This is a genomic window from Pseudarthrobacter sp. H2 (assembly GCF_050157045.1).
Classification (GTDB): Bacteria; Actinomycetota; Actinomycetes; order Actinomycetales; family Micrococcaceae; genus Arthrobacter.
On the sequence record NZ_CP189594.1, the window covers coordinates 911,983 to 928,746 of the forward strand.

The window sequence follows — 16,764 nt, forward strand, 5'->3', positions numbered from 1 at the left end:
CGGAGTCGCGTTTTGATCTCCGGCCGGGCAGCATTGACCCTATTTACGCGCGAACGCCTGCTTGAGCAGGGCGTCCTGCTCGGCTGCGTGGCGTTTCATGGACCCGGCCGCGGTGGAGGCCGAGGCGGGGCGCGAGATGAGGCGCACCCGGCGGTCCAGCGCGTCCGGAAGGTTCAGGCCCATGAACGGCCACGGACCCTGGTTGGCGGGCTCGTCCTGCGCCCAGACAACCTCGGCGTTCGGGTACTTGGCAAGCTCCTCGGCGATCCGGGCGGCGGGCAGCGGGTAGAGCTGCTCGACGCGGACGATCGCCGTCGTCTTGTCCTCGGTCTTCTGCCGGGTGGACAGGAGGTCGTAGTACAGGCGGCCCGAGACCAGCAGCACCCGCTCGACGGCGTCGGCCTGCAGCTGCTCGTGGTCGGGGATCACCGGCTGGAAGGTGCCCGTCGTGAAGTCCTCCACGGACGATGCTGCTGCCTTGAGGCGGAGCAGCTGCTTCGGCGTGAAGATGATCAGCGGCTTGCGCGGCCGGCTGTACGCTTGGCGGCGCAGCAGGTGGAAGTGCGAGGCCGACGTCGTCGGGTTGGCGACGATCATGTTCTCTTCGGCGCACATCAGCAGGAAGCGTTCGATGCGGGCGGAGGAGTGGTCCGGGCCCTGGCCCTCGTAGCCGTGCGGCAGCATCAGCACGAGCGAGGAGCGCTGGCCCCACTTCTGCTCGGCGGAGGAGATGAACTCGTCGATGATGGTCTGGGCGCCGTTGACGAAGTCGCCGAACTGCGCTTCCCAGAGCACCAGGGCGTCCGGGCGCTCCACCGAGTAGCCGTACTCGAAGCCCATGGCCGCGTATTCCGAGAGCAGGGAGTCGTAGATCCACAGCTTGGCCTGGTCCTCGGAGAGGTGGGCCAGGGGCAGCCATTCGTCGCCGTTGGCGCGGTCGTGGAAGACGGCGTGGCGCTGCACGAAGGTGCCGCGGCGCGAGTCCTGGCCGGCGAGCCGGACGGGGACGCCTTCCATGATGAGCGAGCCGAACGCCGCGAGCTCGCCGAAGCCCCAGTCGATGCCGCCCTCCCGGGACATCACTTCACGCTTCTCGAGCAGCTGCTTGAGCTTGGCGTGGACGGTGAAGCCCTCGGGGATCTGGACGTGGGCCTGGCCGATGCGGGCGAGCATCCCGGCGGAGATCGCGGTGGACGCCGGGGTGCTGACGGACGAATCGGTCTGCTGGGCCTTCGGGCGCTCGAGGTCGGCCACCGCGGCGGTGTCGGCCGTGATGATCGGAATCGGCGAGGTCTGGGCCGCGTGGGTTTCGGCGAAGACGCGCTCCAGGCGTTCCTGGTAGTCGCGCAGCAGCTGCTCGGCTTCTTCCTCGGTGATGTCACCGCGGCCGATCAGCGACTCGGTGTACAGCTTGCGGACCGAACGCTTGGCCTCGATCAGGTTGTACATCAGCGGCTGGGTCATCGAGGGGTCATCGCCCTCGTTGTGCCCGCGGCGGCGGTAGCAGACCATGTCGATCACAACGTCCTTGTGGAAACGCTGGCGGAACTCGTAGGCAAGCTGGCCGATGCGGACCACGGCCTCCGGGTCGTCGCCGTTCACGTGGAACACCGGCGCCTGGATCATCTTGGCGACGTCGGTGGAGTATGTGGAGGACCGGGACGAGGACGGGGCGGTGGTGAAGCCGACCTGGTTGTTGACCACGATGTGGATGGTTCCGCCGGTGCGGTAGCCGCGCAGCTGGGAGAGGTTGAGCGTCTCCGCCACGACGCCCTGGCCGGCGAAGGCGGCGTCGCCGTGCACCATGATCGGCAGCACGGGGAAGGCCTCGCCCTGGTCCAGGCGGTCCTGCTTGGCGCGGACGATGCCCTCCAGGACCGAGTCCACGGCCTCGAGGTGGGACGGGTTGGCGGCGAGGTAGACCTTGGTCTCCTTGCCGTTGTCCGAGGTGAAGGTGCCCTCGGTGCCGAGGTGGTACTTGACGTCGCCGGACCCCTGCACGGAGCGCGGATCCTGGGTGCCCTCGAATTCGCGGAAGACCTGGGCGTAGGTCTTGCCGGCGATGTTGGTGAGCACGTTCAGCCGGCCGCGGTGGGCCATGCCGATCGCCACCTCGTCGAGTTCGTCGTCGGCCGCATCGGAGATGATGGCGTCCAGCAGCGGAATCAGGGACTCGCCGCCTTCGAGCGAGAAGCGCTTCTGGCCGACGAACTTCGTCTGCAGGAAGGTCTCGAAGGCCTCGGCAGCGTTGAGCTTGGAGACGATGCGCAGCTGCTCGTCACGGCTCGGCTTGGAGTACGGGTGCTCGATCTGGTCCTGGAACCACTTGCGCTCGGCCGGGTCCTGGATGTGCATGTACTCGATGCCGGTGGTGCGGCAGTAGGCGTCGCGGAGGACGCCGAGGATGTCGCGGAACGCCAGCATCGGCTTGCCGCCGAAGCCGCCCGTGGGCCATTCGCGGTCCAGGTCCCAGAGGGTCAGGCCGTAGGTCAGGACGTCGAGGTCCGGGTGCTTGCGCTGGACATACTCGAGCGGGTCGGTGTCCGCCATCAGGTGGCCGCGGACGCGGTAGGCGTGGATCAGCTGCTGGATCCGGGCAACCTTGTTGATCTCATCGGCCGGGTCCACCTGCAGGTCCGGGCTCCAGCGCACGGGCTCGTACGGGATGCGCAGCGACTCGAAGATCTCGTCGTAGAAGTTCTGGGCGCCGAGCAGGAGCTGGTGGACCAGTTTCAGGAACTCGCCGCTGCCGGCACCCTGGATGACGCGGTGGTCGTACGTGGAGGTCAGGGTCAGGACCTTGCTGATCGCATTCTGCGCGATGATCTTTGCGCTGGCACCCTGGAATTCGGCGGGGTAGTCCAGTGCGCCGACGCCGATGATGGCAGCCTGTCCCTTGGAGAGGCGCGGCACCGAGTGCACCGTGCCGATGCCGCCGGGGTTGGTCAGTGAGACGGTGGTGCCGGAGTGGTCGTCCGCCGTCAGCTTGCCGGCGCGGGCACGCTTGATCAGGTCCTCGTAGGTGTGCCAGAACTCGGAGAAGTTGAGGGTCTCCGCCTTCTTGATGTTCGGCACCATGAGCAGGCGGGTGCCGTCCGGCTTGGGCATGTCGATGGCAATGCCGAAGTTCACATGCGCGGGCTGGACGGCGACGGGCTTGCCGTCCACCTCGTCGTAGTACACGTTCATGGACGGGAACTGGGACAGGGCACGGATGACGGCGTAGCCGATCAGGTGCGTGAAGGAGACCTTCCCGCCCCGGGCGCGGGCCAGGTTGGAGTTGATGACCACGCGGTTGTCGATCAGCAGCTTGGCCGGGATGGCGCGGACGCTGGTGGCGGTCGGGACCTCCAGGCTGGTGATCATGTTGGTGGCGATGGCCTTGGCCGGGCCGCGGAGGACGGAGACGACGTCCTCCTCGGGCGCCGTCGGGGCCTTGATGTTTTTGGGCAGCTGGGCCGGGATCGGCGCCGTGCCGGGTCCGGCTTCAGTGGTCTTAATGGGCTTGGCGCCGTCGCGGGCAACGCTGGCCGGGGCCTTCCTCGCGGCGGGAGCGGGAGCGGGAGCGGGTGCAGCCGGAGCGGCCGCCGCCGGGGCAGGTACTGCCGGCGCTGCAGGGGCCGGAGCTGCTACGGGAAGTTCGCGGGTGGCAGGGCGCGCAACGGACGCCACGCCCGAGGCCCCGTTAGTGGACGAGTTGCCACCGGCCTCGAAGGATTCGAACAGGGGCCACCACTTGGCGTCAACCGTGTTCTTGTCCTGCTGGTAACGCTCGTACAGTTCGTCAACGAGCCACTCGTTTCCGCCAAATTCCTCTGGTAGACGGTGGCTGGGCTGCTCTGGCACTTGAAATACGCCTCTTCCATGAGTTTGAATCCCTCTGGTTTCACAGTGCCTCTGCACAGCGATCGAACCAGTTTCTGCGTCCCGTGAACCGGACCCATGCCAGTCTAGTGACGATTCTCGTCAAACTGCCAATAACGGTGACTCAAATCATCAAGTCGTCCGTCCGCTTCGGGCGATCGTCGCCTGATCCGCCGCCGGCGGGCTCCGGAGCGGCGCCGGCACGTCCGGAAAGGCCGCCGCGGCGGCGCCGGACCTCGCCTAGAATCACCTTGGAGACCCCTTTTTGCACAGAGAATTCCTATGGAGGAGCAGCCGTGCGCTTGCTGAATCAGCCGACCACAGACCTGACCTATTCGGACATCTTCCTGGTCCCGTCCCGCTCGGATGTCATCTCGCGGCTGGACGTGGATCTGGCCGCGGATGACGGGACAGGCTCGAGCATTCCCCTGGTCGCGGCAAACATGACGGCGGTGACCGGCAAGCGGATGGCAGAGACGATGGCCCGCCGCGGCGGGCTGGCTGTCCTGCCCCAGGATGTCCCGCTGGACGTGCTCCGGGACGTCACGGCCTGGCTCAAGACCCGCCACCCGGTCCTGGAAACCCCGGTCAGCCTGTCGCCGTCGGACACCGTGATCGACGCACTCCACCTGATGGGCAAGCGGCCCCACGGCGCCGTCGTGGTGGTGGACGGGTCCGGCGCCGTGACCGGCGTGGTCCGCGCGGCCGACTTCGAAGGCCAGGACCGTTTCGCCTCGCTGGCCTCCGTCATCCGCCACCAGCCGCTCGTGCTGGAGGCTGAAACGCTCGACGCCGGGCCCGACGCCGGAACGGGCTCCGGATCCCACGGCCAATCCCACGGCCAGTCCCACGGCCAATCCCTTCGGGGCCTTCGCCGCGCCTTCGACACGATGGACGCGGCCGGCACCGACTACGCGCCGGTGCAGCAGGGCGGCGCCCTGGTGGGTGTCCTGACGCGGAAGGGCGCCCTGCGTTCCACCCTGTACCGCCCGTCCCTGGACGCGGACGGCAGGCTCAAGGTTGCCGCCGCCGTCGGGATCAACGGCGACGTCGCGGGCCGGGCGGCCGAGCTCCTGGCCGCCGGCGTGGACGTGCTGGTCCTGGACACCGCGCACGGCCACCAGCAGAAGATGTTCGACGCGCTGGCCGCCGTGAAGAGCCTGAGTCCCGGCGTGCCCGTCGTGGCCGGCAATGTGGTCACCGCCGAGGCAACCCGGGAACTCATCCGGGCCGGGGCGGACATCGTCAAGGTCGGCGTCGGCCCCGGCGCCATGTGCACCACCCGCATGATGACCGCCGTCGGCCGCCCGCAGTTCTCCGCCGTCCTGGAGTGTTCCGCCGCCGCGCGCGAGGCCGGCGGCAGGGTGTGGGCGGACGGCGGCGTCCGCTATCCGCGCGATGTGGCCCTGGCCCTGGCGGCCGGGGCCAGCCAGGTCATGATCGGTTCCTGGTTCGCCGGCACGCACGAGAGCCCCGGGGACCTGCAGCTGGACGCTGCCGGCCGGCAGTACAAGGAAAGCTTCGGCATGGCTTCGGCCCGGGCGGTGCAGAACCGCAACCAGCGCGAGGGTGCCTTCGAGAAGGACCGCAAGGCCCTGTTCGAGGAGGGCATTTCCACGTCCCGGATGTTCCTGGACCCGGTCCGGCCGGGCGTCGAGGACCTGCTGGACATGATCACCGCCGGGCTGCGCAGCTCGATGAGCTACGCCGGGGCCGCGGACCTTGCCGCCTTCCGGGAACGGGCCGTCGCGGGCATCCAGTCGGCGGCAGGCTATGAGGAGGGCCGGCCGGTTCCGCAAAGCTGGTAGCCGGCGGCGCCGGCGGACACTGCCGCAGCACGGCGGCTGTGCACGGCGCCGGCCGGCGGCGGCTGCTCCTGTAGACTGGCATCCTTATGGACAGTAAATCTAGGTGCCGGCCTGGGGGCTGTCAGCGGAGAACGGAAACCGTTACCGCGCAGTCCACCCGCAGAGCCGGCAAACCCCGTTCACGCGCCCATCACTCTCCGGCGGCAGCTCAGCCCGGAGCCTTTCAGGAATCGGGGTCGGCGTCCGCTGACCATCCTCCGCCTGGCAGTTTCCCCCGGCACTGCGCCGCGGAAGCGGGCCGCTGAGTGGAGTGGATCCTTCTCGGGGCGGGCCTGCTGCTCATCCTTGGCACCGGCTTCTTCGTGGCCGTTGAATTCTCCCTGGTGGCCGTTGACCAGGCCACGGTCCAGCGGGCCGTGGCCAACGGTGACACCGCCGCCGAGCCCCTGTTGCGATGCGTCAAATCCCTGTCCACCCAGCTGTCCAGCTGCCAGCTGGGCATCACCATGACCACCCTGCTGACCGGCTACGTCATGCAACCCTCCGTCGGCAAGCTGCTCGAGAGGCCGCTGGCCGCCGTCGGGCTCCCGGAAGCCGCGGCAGCGTCCGTGTCGCTGGTGATCGCGATGGCCTTCGCCACCCTGCTGTCCATGCTGCTCGGCGAACTCGTGCCGAAGAACATGGCCATTGCGCTGTCCTTTCCCATCGGCAAGGCGCTCGCCCGCCCCCAGTTGGTCTTCACCGCCGTCTTCAAGCCCGCCATCGTGCTCCTGAACGGTTTTTCCAACCAGGTCCTCAACGTCTTCGGGCTCGAGGCCAAGGAGGAGATTTCCGGCGCCCGCACGCCGGCCGAACTGGCATCGCTGGTGCGCCGCTCGGCGGCGATGGGAACGCTCGACGCCGGCACCGCCAACTTCATCGACCGGACGCTCAAGTTTTCCGGACGGACAGCGGCGGACGTCATGACGCCACGGATCCGCGTCGAGACCATCGATGCCGACCAGCCCGTCTCCGACATCGTGGAGGCCGCCAAACGCACCGGCTACTCGCGCTTCCCGGTCATCGGGGAGTCCTCCGACGACATCCGCGGCCTGGTCCACATCAAGAAGGCCATCGCCGTTCCGTGGGAACGGCGCGCCAAGCTGGAAGCCGGCGCCATCATGACGGATGTGCTCCGCGTGCCCGAAACCATCCACCTCGATGCCCTGCTGGCCGAACTCCGTGAAGGCAACCTGCAGCTGGCCGTGGTCCTGGACGAGTACGGCGGAACCGCCGGCATCGCCACGCTGGAGGACCTCGTGGAGGAAATCGTCGGTGAAGTGGCCGATGAACACGACAGGGTCCGGCCCGGGCTGCTGCAAAGCGCCTCCGGGGACTGGTACTTCCCGGGGCTGCTCCGCCCCGATGAACTCTCCGAACAGATCCCGGGCCTGACCGTGCCCGACGAAGCTGCCTACGAAACGGTGGGAGGCTACGTCATGAGCGAGCTGGGCCGGATCGCGGCAGTGGGGGACAGCGTGGAGGTGGGCGGCGGAACCCTGAGCGTGACCCGGATGGACGGGCGCAGGATCGACAGGATCTGCTTCAGTCCCGGCCGGGTCCACGGCGGGGATCACGGCGCGGATCACGCCGGCGGCAAGGCCGGTGCCGCGTGAGCGACTGGGCAGGTATCCTCTGGCTCGCCGTCCTCTTGCTCGGCAACGCCTTCTTCGTGGCCGCCGAATTCGCGGTGATGTCCGCCCGCCGCAGCCAGATCGAGCCGCTGGCCGAGGCCGGGTCCAAGCGGGCGCAGACCACCCTCCGGGCGATGGAAAACGTCTCGCTGATGCTGGCGTGTGCCCAGCTCGGCATCACCGTCTGCTCGCTGCTGATCCTGCAGGTCGCGGAGCCGGCGATCCACCACCTCATCGGAGTGCCGCTGCACGCGGTGGGCATGCCGACGGAAATCGCCGACGTCGTGGCGTTCGCCGTCGCGCTGCTGATTGTCACGTTCCTGCATGTCACGTTCGGCGAGATGGTCCCGAAGAACATCTCCGTCTCGGTGGCGGACAAGGCGGCCCTGCTGCTGGCGCCGCCGCTGATCTTCGTCGCGCGGATGGTCAAGCCGGTGATCGTGGCCCTGAACTGGTCCGCCAACCACATCCTGAAGCTGATGCGGATCGAGCCCAAGGATGAGGTCACGTCGTCCTTCACCCTGGAGGAAGTCCAGTCGATCGTGCAGGAGTCCACCCGCCACGGGCTCGTGGACGACGACGCCGGGCTGATCACCGGGGCGCTGGAGTTCTCGGAACGCACCGCCTCCCAGGTGATGGTTCCGCTGGACAAGCTCGTGATGCTCAAGCCTGCCACCACCCCGGTGGAATTCGAAAAGGCCGTGAGCCGGACCGGGTTTTCCCGCTTTCCGATGCTCGACGACGAGGGCATGCTCTCGGGCTACCTGCACATCAAGGATGTGCTGTCCATCCCGAACGGCGGGTACCACGAGCCGATCGCGGACAGCCGCATCCGGTCCCTGGCCAACCTCGCCATGGACGATGAAATCGAGAAGGCGATGTCCGTCATGCAGCGGACAGGCTCGCACCTGGCCCGCGTGATCGGCCCGGACGGAAACACGCAGGGCGTGTTGTTCCTGGAGGACGTGATCGAGCAGCTCGTCGGCGAGATCAGGGATGCCACGCAGGCGACCGGCTACCGCAGGCTGGGGCGGAGCTAGGCTGCCGGCGGCGGCGCGGGCGGGTGGCACCTGGGTGTGAGGCGGCCGGGTGTAGCCCTAAATAGGAATGATTCCCATTTAGGACTACACTCACTAATGCTCCTGATTCTCAATAACAGATCGAGGTTTTCCGTGCGCCGTCCTGCTTCCCTCGCCCTCGTGGCCTCCTTCGCCGGTCTCGGCCTGCTGCTCTCGGCCTGCAGCACGACGGCGGGGGGCACCCCGCAGGCGTCCGCGGGGGACGGCGTCGTCGAGGTGGTCGCCTCCACGAGCGTCTACGGGGACATCGTCCGCAGCATCGGCGGGGACAAGGTCAGCGTCACCTCCCTCATCACGCGCACCAGCCAGGACCCGCACTCCTACGAGGTGACCACCCAGGACAAGCTGGCCGTCTCCAAGGCCGGCCTGGTGGTGGAAAACGGCGGCGGCTATGACGGCTTCATCCAGAAGCTCGCCGATGACACCGGAGTGGACCACAAAAATGTCCTCAACGTCGTGGAGGTCTCCGGACTCGTCCAGGACGGGCAGGTGCCAAGCGGCTTCAACGAGCATGTCTGGTACAGCCTTCCCGCCATGAGCCGCCTGGCCGACGCCCTCGCCGCCAGGCTCGGCGACCTGGAACCGTCGTCCGCCGAAACCTTCAAGAAAAACGCGGCCGCCTTCAGCCAGGGACTCACCGGCCTGGACGCCAGGCTCGCCGCCATCAAGGCCGCCGGCGGCCCGGTGCCGGTAGCCGTCACCGAGCCGGTGCCGCTGTACCTGCTGGAGGCCGCGGGCCTGGAGAACAAGACCCCCGGCGCGTACACCGCCGCGATCGAAGAGGACGCCGACGTCCCGCCTGCGGTCCTCAGCGAGGCGATCCGGCTGGTGGGATCCGGTGAAATCAGGCTGCTGGCCTACAACACGCAGACCGAGGGGCCGCAGACCCTGGCCCTGAAGAAGGCAGCCGGGGCGGCCGGCGTGCCCGTGGTGAACTTCAGCGAGACGTTGCCGGACGGAAAATCCTACCTCCAGTGGATGACAGAGAACGTCGACGGCATCGCCAAGGCCCTGGCCTAAGATATTCACAGCGGCCGGTGCCCGGGGCGCCGGCACCGGGCCGCCGGCCGGCCAGCCGGGCCGGCAGATACCGCAAAGCATTCAAACCGTCATGAGCGTGCGGGCCAGGCCCCGCAGAAAATCGAGGAAACCCAGTTGACACCCGTAGTAAGCCTCCGCGGCGCCTCCCTGGCGTTCGGCCAGCGGACGCTGTGGGAGGGCCTGGACCTGGACATCAACCCGGGTGAATTCTTTGCCGTTCTCGGCCCGAACGGGAGCGGCAAGACCACGTTCCTGAAGGTCCTGCTCGGGCTGCAGGAGCTGAGCGCCGGCACGGCCGTGCTCGACGGCAGGCCGGTGGCCCGGGGCAGCCGCGGGATCGGCTACGTCCCGCAGCAGAAATCGTTCGACCCGGACACGCCGCTGCGGGCGCGGGACCTGGTGGGACTCGGCGTCGACGGCCACCGCTGGGGGCTGCGCATCGGGGCCGCAAAAGTGAACCGCAGGATCGATGAACTCCTCGGCCTCGTGGGCGCCGCCGACTATGCCAAGGTGCCGGTGGGCCAGCTCTCCGGCGGTGAGCAGCAGCGGCTGCGGGTGGCCCAGGCCCTCGCGACGGACCCGAAGGTGCTCTTGTGCGACGAACCGCTGCTGTCCCTGGACCTGCAGCACCAGCAGGCCGTCAGCGCCCTGATCAACAAGCAATGCCATGAGCGGGACAGTGCCGTGGTGTTCGTGACCCACGAGATCAACCCCATCATGGACTATGTGGACCGGGTGCTGTACCTGGCCGGCGGACGGTTCCGGGTGGGCGCACCGGAGGAGGTCATGACCACCGAGGTGCTGTCCGATCTCTACGGCAGCCATGTCGAGGTCATCCAGGCGAACGGCCGGATGATCGTCGTGGGCCTGCCGGACGCGGCGACACACCACCACGAGGACGCGCATGCGGTGGCGGAGGAGGTGGGCTGAGTGGATCTGGACACCGTGCTTCATTCCATCTTCAACTTCGAGAACTACGGCGAACTGCTGGTCCTGGTGCAGAACTCCATCTGGGCCGGCGCGGTCCTCGGCCTGCTGGGCGGGCTGATGGGGACCTTCGTGATGAAGCGGGACCTCGCCTTCGCCGTCCACGGCATCTCCGAACTCTCCTTCGCCGGGGCGGCCTTCGCGCTGCTGATCGGCGCGGACATCGTCCTCGGCTCCCTTGCGGGATCCGTGATTGCCGCCCTGGTCCTGGGGCTGATGGGAGTCCGTGCCCGGGAGAAGAACTCGATCATCGGCGTCATCATGCCCTTCGGCCTGGGCCTGGGCATCCTTTTCCTCTCGCTGTACGAGGGACGGGCGGCCAACAAATTCGGACTGCTCACGGGGCAGATCGTGTCCGTCGGGACCGTCCAGCTGCAGGTGCTGGCCGTCGTCGCCGTCCTCGTGATGCTGGCACTGGTCGCCATCTGGCGTCCGCTGACCTTTGCCAGCGTGGACCCCCACGTCGCCACCGCCCGCGGCGTGCCCGTCCGGGCGCTCTCCCTTGCCTTCATGGTGCTGCTGGGCATCAGCGTGGCGCTGTCCATCCAGATCGTGGGCGCCCTGCTGGTGCTGGCCCTGCTGATCACGCCGGCGGCTGCCGCGCTGCGCGTGACCTCCTCGCCCCGCCTGGTGGTGATCCTGAGCGTGGCCTTCGCCATGACGGCCACGGTGGGCGGGATCCTGCTGGCCCTCGGCGGACGGCTCCCGATCAGCCCCTATGTGACCACGCTGTCCTTCCTGATCTACGTGGCATGCCGGACGATCGGCGGCTTCCGCGCCAGGCGGGGGATCAACGGGCGCGTCCTGCGGAGCCCCCCGGTGCCGGCTGCCTGAGTCCCCGTACCGGGCCGTTGCCTGGTCGGGGTCTCCCCACCCATGCCTGTCCGGTCAGCTCAGCTCTTGCGGTGTTGGAACGGGCTGTCCGCCTGGATCGTGCTGTCCGAAAGTGCCGGTGGCCGCGGTCCGGGGCTACTTTGAAGCCCCCAGCCACGGAATCCCGGCCCTGCGGCGGCGTGTCGGCGCCAAAGTCCCCCCGGACCGCGCGGACCAGACCTGCGGACGGACCGGCGTGCGCTGAAATTCCCCGGCTTTGGCTTCGCGGGCCGGGAAATCCCCGGTGATTCCGTCGAACGCGCCGGACCGGCCCGTCAAAGGTGGGGAGATTCACCCCGTAAGAAGCCCCTTGGCCGTGCAGTCGGGGCAGAGCCCGAAAATCTCCACGGTGTGCTCCACGGCGGTGAAGCCGTGCTCTTTCGCCGTCCGCGCGGCCCAGGCTTCAACGGCGGGGGCCTCCACCTCCACCGCCTTGCCGCAGTTCCTGCAGAGCAGATGGTGGTGGTGCCCGGTGACGGCGCAGCGCCGGTACACGGCCTCGCCGTCGGCGTTCCTGAGCACATCAACCAGGCCGTCGTCGGCGAGGGACTGCAGGATCCGGTACGAGGTGGCGAGCGAAACCGTCGTGCCCCGCTCCTGCAGGATGCGGTGCAGCTCCTGGGTGCTGACGAAATCCGCCAGATCATCCAGGGCGGCGCTGACCGCCAGGCGCTGCTTGGTGACACGCTGCTCCTTGCCCGCGGCGAGGGCCGGGGCCTGCGTCCGGCTGCCGTCGGCTGGGGCGCCCTGGGACATTGCGGAACTCGTTTCACTAAGGGGGTTGCAATGTCCAAGATTACCAGCCGGGTCCGTGGACACCGGGATCCCCGATCCATAGGCTGGCCGGATGAAGCTGACGAAATTCACCCACGCCTGTGTCCGCCTCGAGAAGGACGGCAGGGTGCTGGTCCTGGATCCGGGAACCCTTTCCGAGACGGAGACGGCCCTGGCCGGCGCGGACGCCGTGCTGGTCACCCACGAACACGCGGACCACGTCGACGTCGACGCCGTGACGGCAGCGCTGCTGGGCAACGGTGCGCTGGCCCTGTTCGCCCCCGACGGGGTGGCGGCCCAGCTTCGCGGCAAGGCACCCGAGGCGGCCGGACGGATCCATGCCGTGGTCACCGGCGAGGACTTCGAGGCTGCCGGCTTCGCCGTCCGGAGTTTCGGCGGCCAGCACGCCCTGATCCATCCGACGATCCCGGTGGTCGCCAACATCGGCTACCTCATCGACTCCAACGTCTATCACCCCGGGGATTCGTTCGTGGTGCCCGACGGCGTGGACGTGAAGACCCTGCTGGTTCCCATCCACGCACCCTGGAACAAGGTGGGCGAGGTGGTGGACTTCGTGATCAGCGTCCGGGCAGCGAAGGCCTTCCCGATCCACGACGCCCTGCTCAATCCGAACGGGCAAGGGCTCATCGAGGGCCACGTGACCCGGATCGGCGCGAAATTCGGGACCGAATACCGGCACCTCAGCAGCGGCGATTCAGTGGAGGTCTAGGGCAGCCCGGCGGTTCAGGGCGTCCAGGCGCCGCTCGCGAAGAACCCGCGGATGGTGGCCTCGTGCGGTTCCGGGTCCAGGCCCTGGCTGCGCAGCCAGTCCGGGTTGTAGTAGTTGCCGGCGTAGCGTTCGCCGCCGTCGCACAGCAACGACACGACGCTGCCGCGGCGGCCCTCGGCGATCATCCCGGCGATGAGCTGCCAGACGCCCCACAGGTTCGTTCCGGTGGACGGCCCGGCATGGAGCCCGGCGAACTCCCGCAGGTGCCGCATGGCGGCCACCGATGCCGCGTCCGGGACCTGGATCATGTGGTCGATCACCGTCGGGACGAAGCTCGGCTCCAGGCGAGGCCGGCCGATGCCCTCGATCCGGGAGGGCAGGCCTTGCGCAGGGGCGGCTGTCCCGGAGGCGGCGCCGCCGTCGCGGGACTCCAGCCAGCCGGGATAGAACGCGGAGTTCTCCGGATCCACCACGGCAAGCTCCGTGCGGTGGCGGTGGTAGCGGAGGTACCGGCCGATCGTGGCGCTCGTGCCGCCGGTGCCGGCGCCCACCACGATCCAGCGGGGGACCGGGTGTTCCTCCAGGGCCAGCTGGCCGAAGATCGACTCGGCGATGTTGTTGTTCCCGCGCCAGTCTGTGGCGCGTTCGGCATAGGTGAACTGGTCCATGTAGTGGCCGCCGGTGCTCCGCGCCAGCTCCTCGGCGGCCCCGTACACTTCCGCGGCATGCTCCACGAGCAGGCAGGAACCGCCGAACTGCTCAATCAGGGCGATCTTTTCCCGGCTCGTGGTCCGCGCCATCACGGCGATGAAGGGCAGCCCCAGCCGCTGTGCGAAGTACGCCTCCGAGACGGCCGTGCTCCCGCTCGAGGCCTCCACGATCGTGGTGCCTTCGCTGATCCAGCCGTTCACGAGGCCAAACAGGAAGAGCGAGCGGGCCAGCCGGTGCTTGAGGCTTCCGGTCCGGTGCGTGGACTCGTCCTTGAGGTAGAGCTGGACGCCCCAGTGCTCCGGGAGCGGGACGGCATGCAGGTGCGTATCGGCGGACCTGTTGTTCTCGGCATTGATCCTGCGGATGGCCTCATCAGCCCAGTCCCGGTCCTGTGCGCGTGTTCTGATCACCGCTCCAGCCTACCGGGGGCCGGACCGGCGCCGAGGCTAGAGTGGGCCAATGGACACACTCATGGACGTGGCGACCCTCAGGGACCGGATCGACTCGGGCCGGCGCACGGTCCTGCTGGACGTGCGCTGGGCGCTCGGCGACCCGCACGGCCGGGACCACTACCGCAAGGGGCACATCCCGGGCGCCGTCTTCGTGGATCTGGCCACCGAGCTGGCGGGCCCCGCAGAACCCCGCCGGGGCCGCCATCCGCTGCCGCCGCTGGAACAGTTCCAGGCCTCGGTGCGCCGCTGGGGCGTCCGCGGCGGCGACGTCGTGGTGGCCTACGATGACAGCGGCAACATGTCCGCCGCCCGGCTCTGGTGGATGCTGCGGAACGCGGGCTTCCGCACGGTGCACCTGCTCGACGGCGGCCTGGCCGCCTGGCGCGCCGCCGGCTTCGGGCTGGAGAGCGGCGACGACGGCGGACCCGCTGTCCCGCCGGGCGACGCCGGCCTCTCCGACACTGCCCTGTCCGAGGGGGCGATGCCCAGGATCGACGCCGGGCAGGCAGCCGCCTGGGGACGGCAGGGCCTGCTGCTCGATGCCCGCGCGGGGGCGCGGTACCGCGGCGAGATCGAACCGGTGGATCCGCGCGCCGGCCACATCCCGGGCGCCGTCAGCGCGCCCACCACGGCCAACCTGGCCGCGGACGGCCGCTTCCTGCCGCCGGAGGAACTGCGGGAACGCTTCTCCCGGCTGGGCGTGCGGCCCGGAGTCCCCACCGCCGTGTACTGCGGTTCCGGGGTGACCGCGGCCCACGAAATCGCGGCGCTGGACATCGCCGGATTCCCGGCCGCGCTGTATCCGGGCTCGTTCTCCGAATGGTCCAACGACCCCGCCAACGACGTCGTGACCGGCGCGGCGCCGTACGCCGAGGGCAGCGCCGGCGGGGACTAGAAATCGGCGGACGCAGCCAGCCCGGTTCCGTTCCCCTATATCCGCGAGTGCCTGTCTGTGGCCATAATGGCGATATGAGCGCTGGGGAGACTCTCGCGCCGGCCCTCGCTGACACGGCATCGAAGAGCTCCCCGGTCGCTGTCCCGGCGCGTCGCGGAAAGCGGCGACCGGGCGCCGGCCCAGTGCGGGGAAAACGTCCCGCGGACCGGATTCGGGGGAGAGCGCCGGCATCATTGCAAGAAGGAGAAACGGGCATGCTTAAGGATCTGGACATCATCGCTGTCCTTCCCGCGAAGGACATCGCCAGGGCGAAAGATTTCTATCGGGACGTGCTGGGACTCGAGCCCGCGGACGTGTTGGATGAGGAGAACCTGCTCTACCGTTGCGGGCACGGAACGGCTTTCCTGCTTTACAAGACCGACAATGCGGGTAGCGCGAAGAACACCCAGATGGGCTGGGGGACCGACAACGTCGAGGCCGAGGCCGAGGAACTGCGCGGCCGCGGCGTCGTCTTCGAGGAGTACGACCTTCCCGGCCTGAAGACTGAGAACGGCATCGCCACAACGGAGGTAGGGAAGGCTGCCTGGTTCCTGGACAGCGAGGGCAATATCCTCAACATCTTCCAGAGCCGGTAGCCGCACCACTCCGCGTCTATCCCACAGGGTTCCTGATCGCCAGGCCAGGCCTGGATTGTAATGGTCGTTGCAGCACCCGGACTTCGGGAGTTGCAACGACCGTGCGGCTTAACGGACGAACCGCCGGGAAAGGGCCTTGTTCAGGCAGGCCCTGACAGGGACTGCCTCGGTGCCGCCCGCGGGACGTACCGTGGTGTGCATGGACAACCGGAATGAGATTCGAGAGTTCCTCGCCTCCCGGCGAGCCAAGCTCACGCCCGAGCAGGCGGGGCTGCCGAACTTCGGCGGCGTGCGGCGCGTACCAGGGCTGCGCCGCGAAGAGGTATCGCTGCTGGCCGGCATGAGCGTCGAGTACTACACCCGGGTGGAGCGCGGCAGCCTCGCAGGCGTGTCGGACTCGGTCCTGGAGGCTATCGCGCGGGCGCTGAAGATGAACGAGGCGGAACGCGAGCACCTGTTCAACCTCGCCCGGGCCGCCGGACCCGCCCGAAGGCGACGACAGCCCGCGCAGGCGATCCACGCGAGCGTGCAGCGCATCCTCGACGGCATGCCCGGTATTCCCGCATTCGTCCAGAGCGGCCGTCTGGACATCCTCGCCATCAACGACCTTGGCCGTGCCTTGTATTCGGCAGCATTCGAGGACCCGGCACGGCCCGTGAACTTCGCCCGGTTCGCGTTCCTCAACCCTCGTTCGGAGGAGCTGTATCCGGACTGGAACCTGGCCGCCGACACGTCTGTAGCGATGCTGCACACCGAGGCCGGCCGCAACCCGTTCGACAAGGGCCTGACGGACCTCATCGGGGAACTGTCGACCCGCAGTGAGGAATTCCGCAAGCGGTGGGCACAGCACAATGTCCGCCTGCACCTGCACGGGACCAAGACGTTCCGGCACCCGGTAGTGGGCGACCTGGAAGTACACTTCGACGCCCTGGAGCTGCCGGCCACACCCGGCCTGACCATGATTACCTACACTGCCGAGCCAGGCTCGCCCTCCGAGGATGGTTTACGGTTGCTGGCCAGCTGGGCAGCAACCATCAAAGAAGCCCATGAAGATCGACAGGACCCTGCGCACCGCGACAGGACCGACGACGGCGTTCACGGGGGACGCCTACGTCAACCCGGCCGCGACCTGCACGCGTAAGTCGTCGCAGTAGGGCGTCTATCTTCCGGGCTCCGTATGCCCTTTGTGCCTACGGGGTGTTTGTCCTGCCGCCGGCGGTGACAACGGACCGAAAATTTGGG

At 68.4% G+C, this 16,764-nt stretch carries 13 protein-coding genes; 10 read left to right on the forward strand and 3 right to left on the reverse strand.

Going from position 1 to position 16,764, the window contains the following annotated elements:
* Window positions 1–39: 39 nt before the first annotated feature.
* Window positions 40–3,846, reverse strand: a complete 3,807-nt coding sequence (locus ACQCSZ_RS04275) for a multifunctional oxoglutarate decarboxylase/oxoglutarate dehydrogenase thiamine pyrophosphate-binding subunit/dihydrolipoyllysine-residue succinyltransferase subunit (RefSeq protein WP_427006840.1) — start codon at window positions 3,844–3,846, stop codon at window positions 40–42.
* Window positions 3,847–4,160: 314 nt separating this feature from the next.
* Here ACQCSZ_RS04275 and ACQCSZ_RS04280 point away from each other — a divergent pair, with 314 nt between their 5' ends.
* From ACQCSZ_RS04280 to ACQCSZ_RS04305, 6 genes are all read left to right on the forward strand, one after another.
* Window positions 4,161–5,672: a GuaB1 family IMP dehydrogenase-related protein gene (locus tag ACQCSZ_RS04280; RefSeq protein ID WP_427006841.1), complete on the forward strand. Its 1,512-nt coding sequence runs from the start codon at window positions 4,161–4,163 to the stop codon at window positions 5,670–5,672.
* Between the two features lie 305 nt (window positions 5,673–5,977).
* A complete protein-coding gene (locus ACQCSZ_RS04285) occupies window positions 5,978–7,327 on the forward strand; it encodes a hemolysin family protein (protein WP_427006842.1) in 1,350 nt (449 codons plus the stop codon).
* Window positions 7,324–8,385 carry a hemolysin family protein gene (locus ACQCSZ_RS04290; RefSeq protein WP_427006843.1) on the forward strand — a complete coding sequence of 354 codons (1,062 nt, stop codon included), beginning with the start codon at window positions 7,324–7,326 and terminating at the stop codon, window positions 8,383–8,385. The genes ACQCSZ_RS04285 and ACQCSZ_RS04290 overlap by 4 nt, the downstream gene beginning before the upstream one ends.
* 96 nt (window positions 8,386–8,481) lie before the next feature.
* Window positions 8,482–9,444 carry a metal ABC transporter solute-binding protein, Zn/Mn family gene (locus tag ACQCSZ_RS04295; RefSeq protein ID WP_427006844.1) on the forward strand — a complete coding sequence of 321 codons (963 nt, stop codon included), beginning with the start codon at window positions 8,482–8,484 and terminating at the stop codon, window positions 9,442–9,444.
* Window positions 9,445–9,579: 135 nt separating this feature from the next.
* The gene (locus ACQCSZ_RS04300) at window positions 9,580–10,395 is read left to right on the forward strand and encodes a metal ABC transporter ATP-binding protein (protein WP_427006845.1); all 816 of its coding nucleotides are present in this window, start codon (window positions 9,580–9,582) and stop codon (window positions 10,393–10,395) included.
* The gene (locus ACQCSZ_RS04305; RefSeq protein ID WP_427006846.1) at window positions 10,396–11,286 is read left to right on the forward strand and encodes a metal ABC transporter permease; all 891 of its coding nucleotides are present in this window, start codon (window positions 10,396–10,398) and stop codon (window positions 11,284–11,286) included.
* A 330-nt stretch (window positions 11,287–11,616) separates the two neighbouring features.
* Here ACQCSZ_RS04305 and ACQCSZ_RS04310 read toward each other — a convergent pair whose 3' ends face one another.
* The gene (locus tag ACQCSZ_RS04310; RefSeq protein WP_427006847.1) at window positions 11,617–12,081 is read right to left on the reverse strand and encodes a Fur family transcriptional regulator; all 465 of its coding nucleotides are present in this window, start codon (window positions 12,079–12,081) and stop codon (window positions 11,617–11,619) included.
* A gap of 91 nt (window positions 12,082–12,172) precedes the next feature.
* Here ACQCSZ_RS04310 and ACQCSZ_RS04315 point away from each other — a divergent pair, with 91 nt between their 5' ends.
* Window positions 12,173–12,829, forward strand: coding sequence for an MBL fold metallo-hydrolase (locus tag ACQCSZ_RS04315; RefSeq protein ID WP_427006848.1), 657 nt, complete (start codon window positions 12,173–12,175; stop codon window positions 12,827–12,829).
* 14 nt (window positions 12,830–12,843) lie between these two features.
* Here the strand turns inward: ACQCSZ_RS04315 and ACQCSZ_RS04320 are convergent, their stop codons facing one another.
* Window positions 12,844–13,950 carry a PLP-dependent cysteine synthase family protein gene (locus ACQCSZ_RS04320; RefSeq protein WP_427006849.1) on the reverse strand — a complete coding sequence of 369 codons (1,107 nt, stop codon included), beginning with the start codon at window positions 13,948–13,950 and terminating at the stop codon, window positions 12,844–12,846.
* A 49-nt stretch (window positions 13,951–13,999) separates the two neighbouring features.
* Here ACQCSZ_RS04320 and ACQCSZ_RS04325 point away from each other — a divergent pair, with 49 nt between their 5' ends.
* The 3 genes from ACQCSZ_RS04325 to ACQCSZ_RS04335 all read left to right on the forward strand — a co-directional run bounded on the left by ACQCSZ_RS04325 (window position 14,000) and on the right by ACQCSZ_RS04335 (window position 16,663).
* The gene (locus ACQCSZ_RS04325) at window positions 14,000–14,887 is read left to right on the forward strand and encodes a sulfurtransferase (protein ID WP_427006850.1); all 888 of its coding nucleotides are present in this window, start codon (window positions 14,000–14,002) and stop codon (window positions 14,885–14,887) included.
* Between the two features lie 254 nt (window positions 14,888–15,141).
* The gene (locus tag ACQCSZ_RS04330; protein WP_427006851.1) at window positions 15,142–15,522 is read left to right on the forward strand and encodes a VOC family protein; all 381 of its coding nucleotides are present in this window, start codon (window positions 15,142–15,144) and stop codon (window positions 15,520–15,522) included.
* Between the two features lie 199 nt (window positions 15,523–15,721).
* Window positions 15,722–16,663: a helix-turn-helix transcriptional regulator gene (locus tag ACQCSZ_RS04335; protein WP_427006852.1), complete on the forward strand. Its 942-nt coding sequence runs from the start codon at window positions 15,722–15,724 to the stop codon at window positions 16,661–16,663.
* Window positions 16,664–16,764 lie beyond the last annotated feature (101 nt).

Bases quoted from the DNA above. Each gene is read 5' to 3' on its own strand.
- ACQCSZ_RS04295 (WP_427006844.1), top strand. From the start codon at position 8,482: ATGCTCCTGATTCTCAATAACAGATCGAGGTTTTCCGTGCGCCGTCCT.
- ACQCSZ_RS04310 (WP_427006847.1), bottom strand. From the start codon at position 12,081: ATGTCCCAGGGCGCCCCAGCCGACGGCAGCCGGACGCAGGCCCCGGCC.
- ACQCSZ_RS04315 (WP_427006848.1), top strand. From the start codon at position 12,173: ATGAAGCTGACGAAATTCACCCACGCCTGTGTCCGCCTCGAGAAGGAC.
- ACQCSZ_RS04325 (WP_427006850.1), top strand. From the start codon at position 14,000: ATGGACACACTCATGGACGTGGCGACCCTCAGGGACCGGATCGACTCG.
- ACQCSZ_RS04330 (WP_427006851.1), top strand. From the start codon at position 15,142: ATGCTTAAGGATCTGGACATCATCGCTGTCCTTCCCGCGAAGGACATC.
- ACQCSZ_RS04335 (WP_427006852.1), top strand. From the start codon at position 15,722: ATGGACAACCGGAATGAGATTCGAGAGTTCCTCGCCTCCCGGCGAGCC.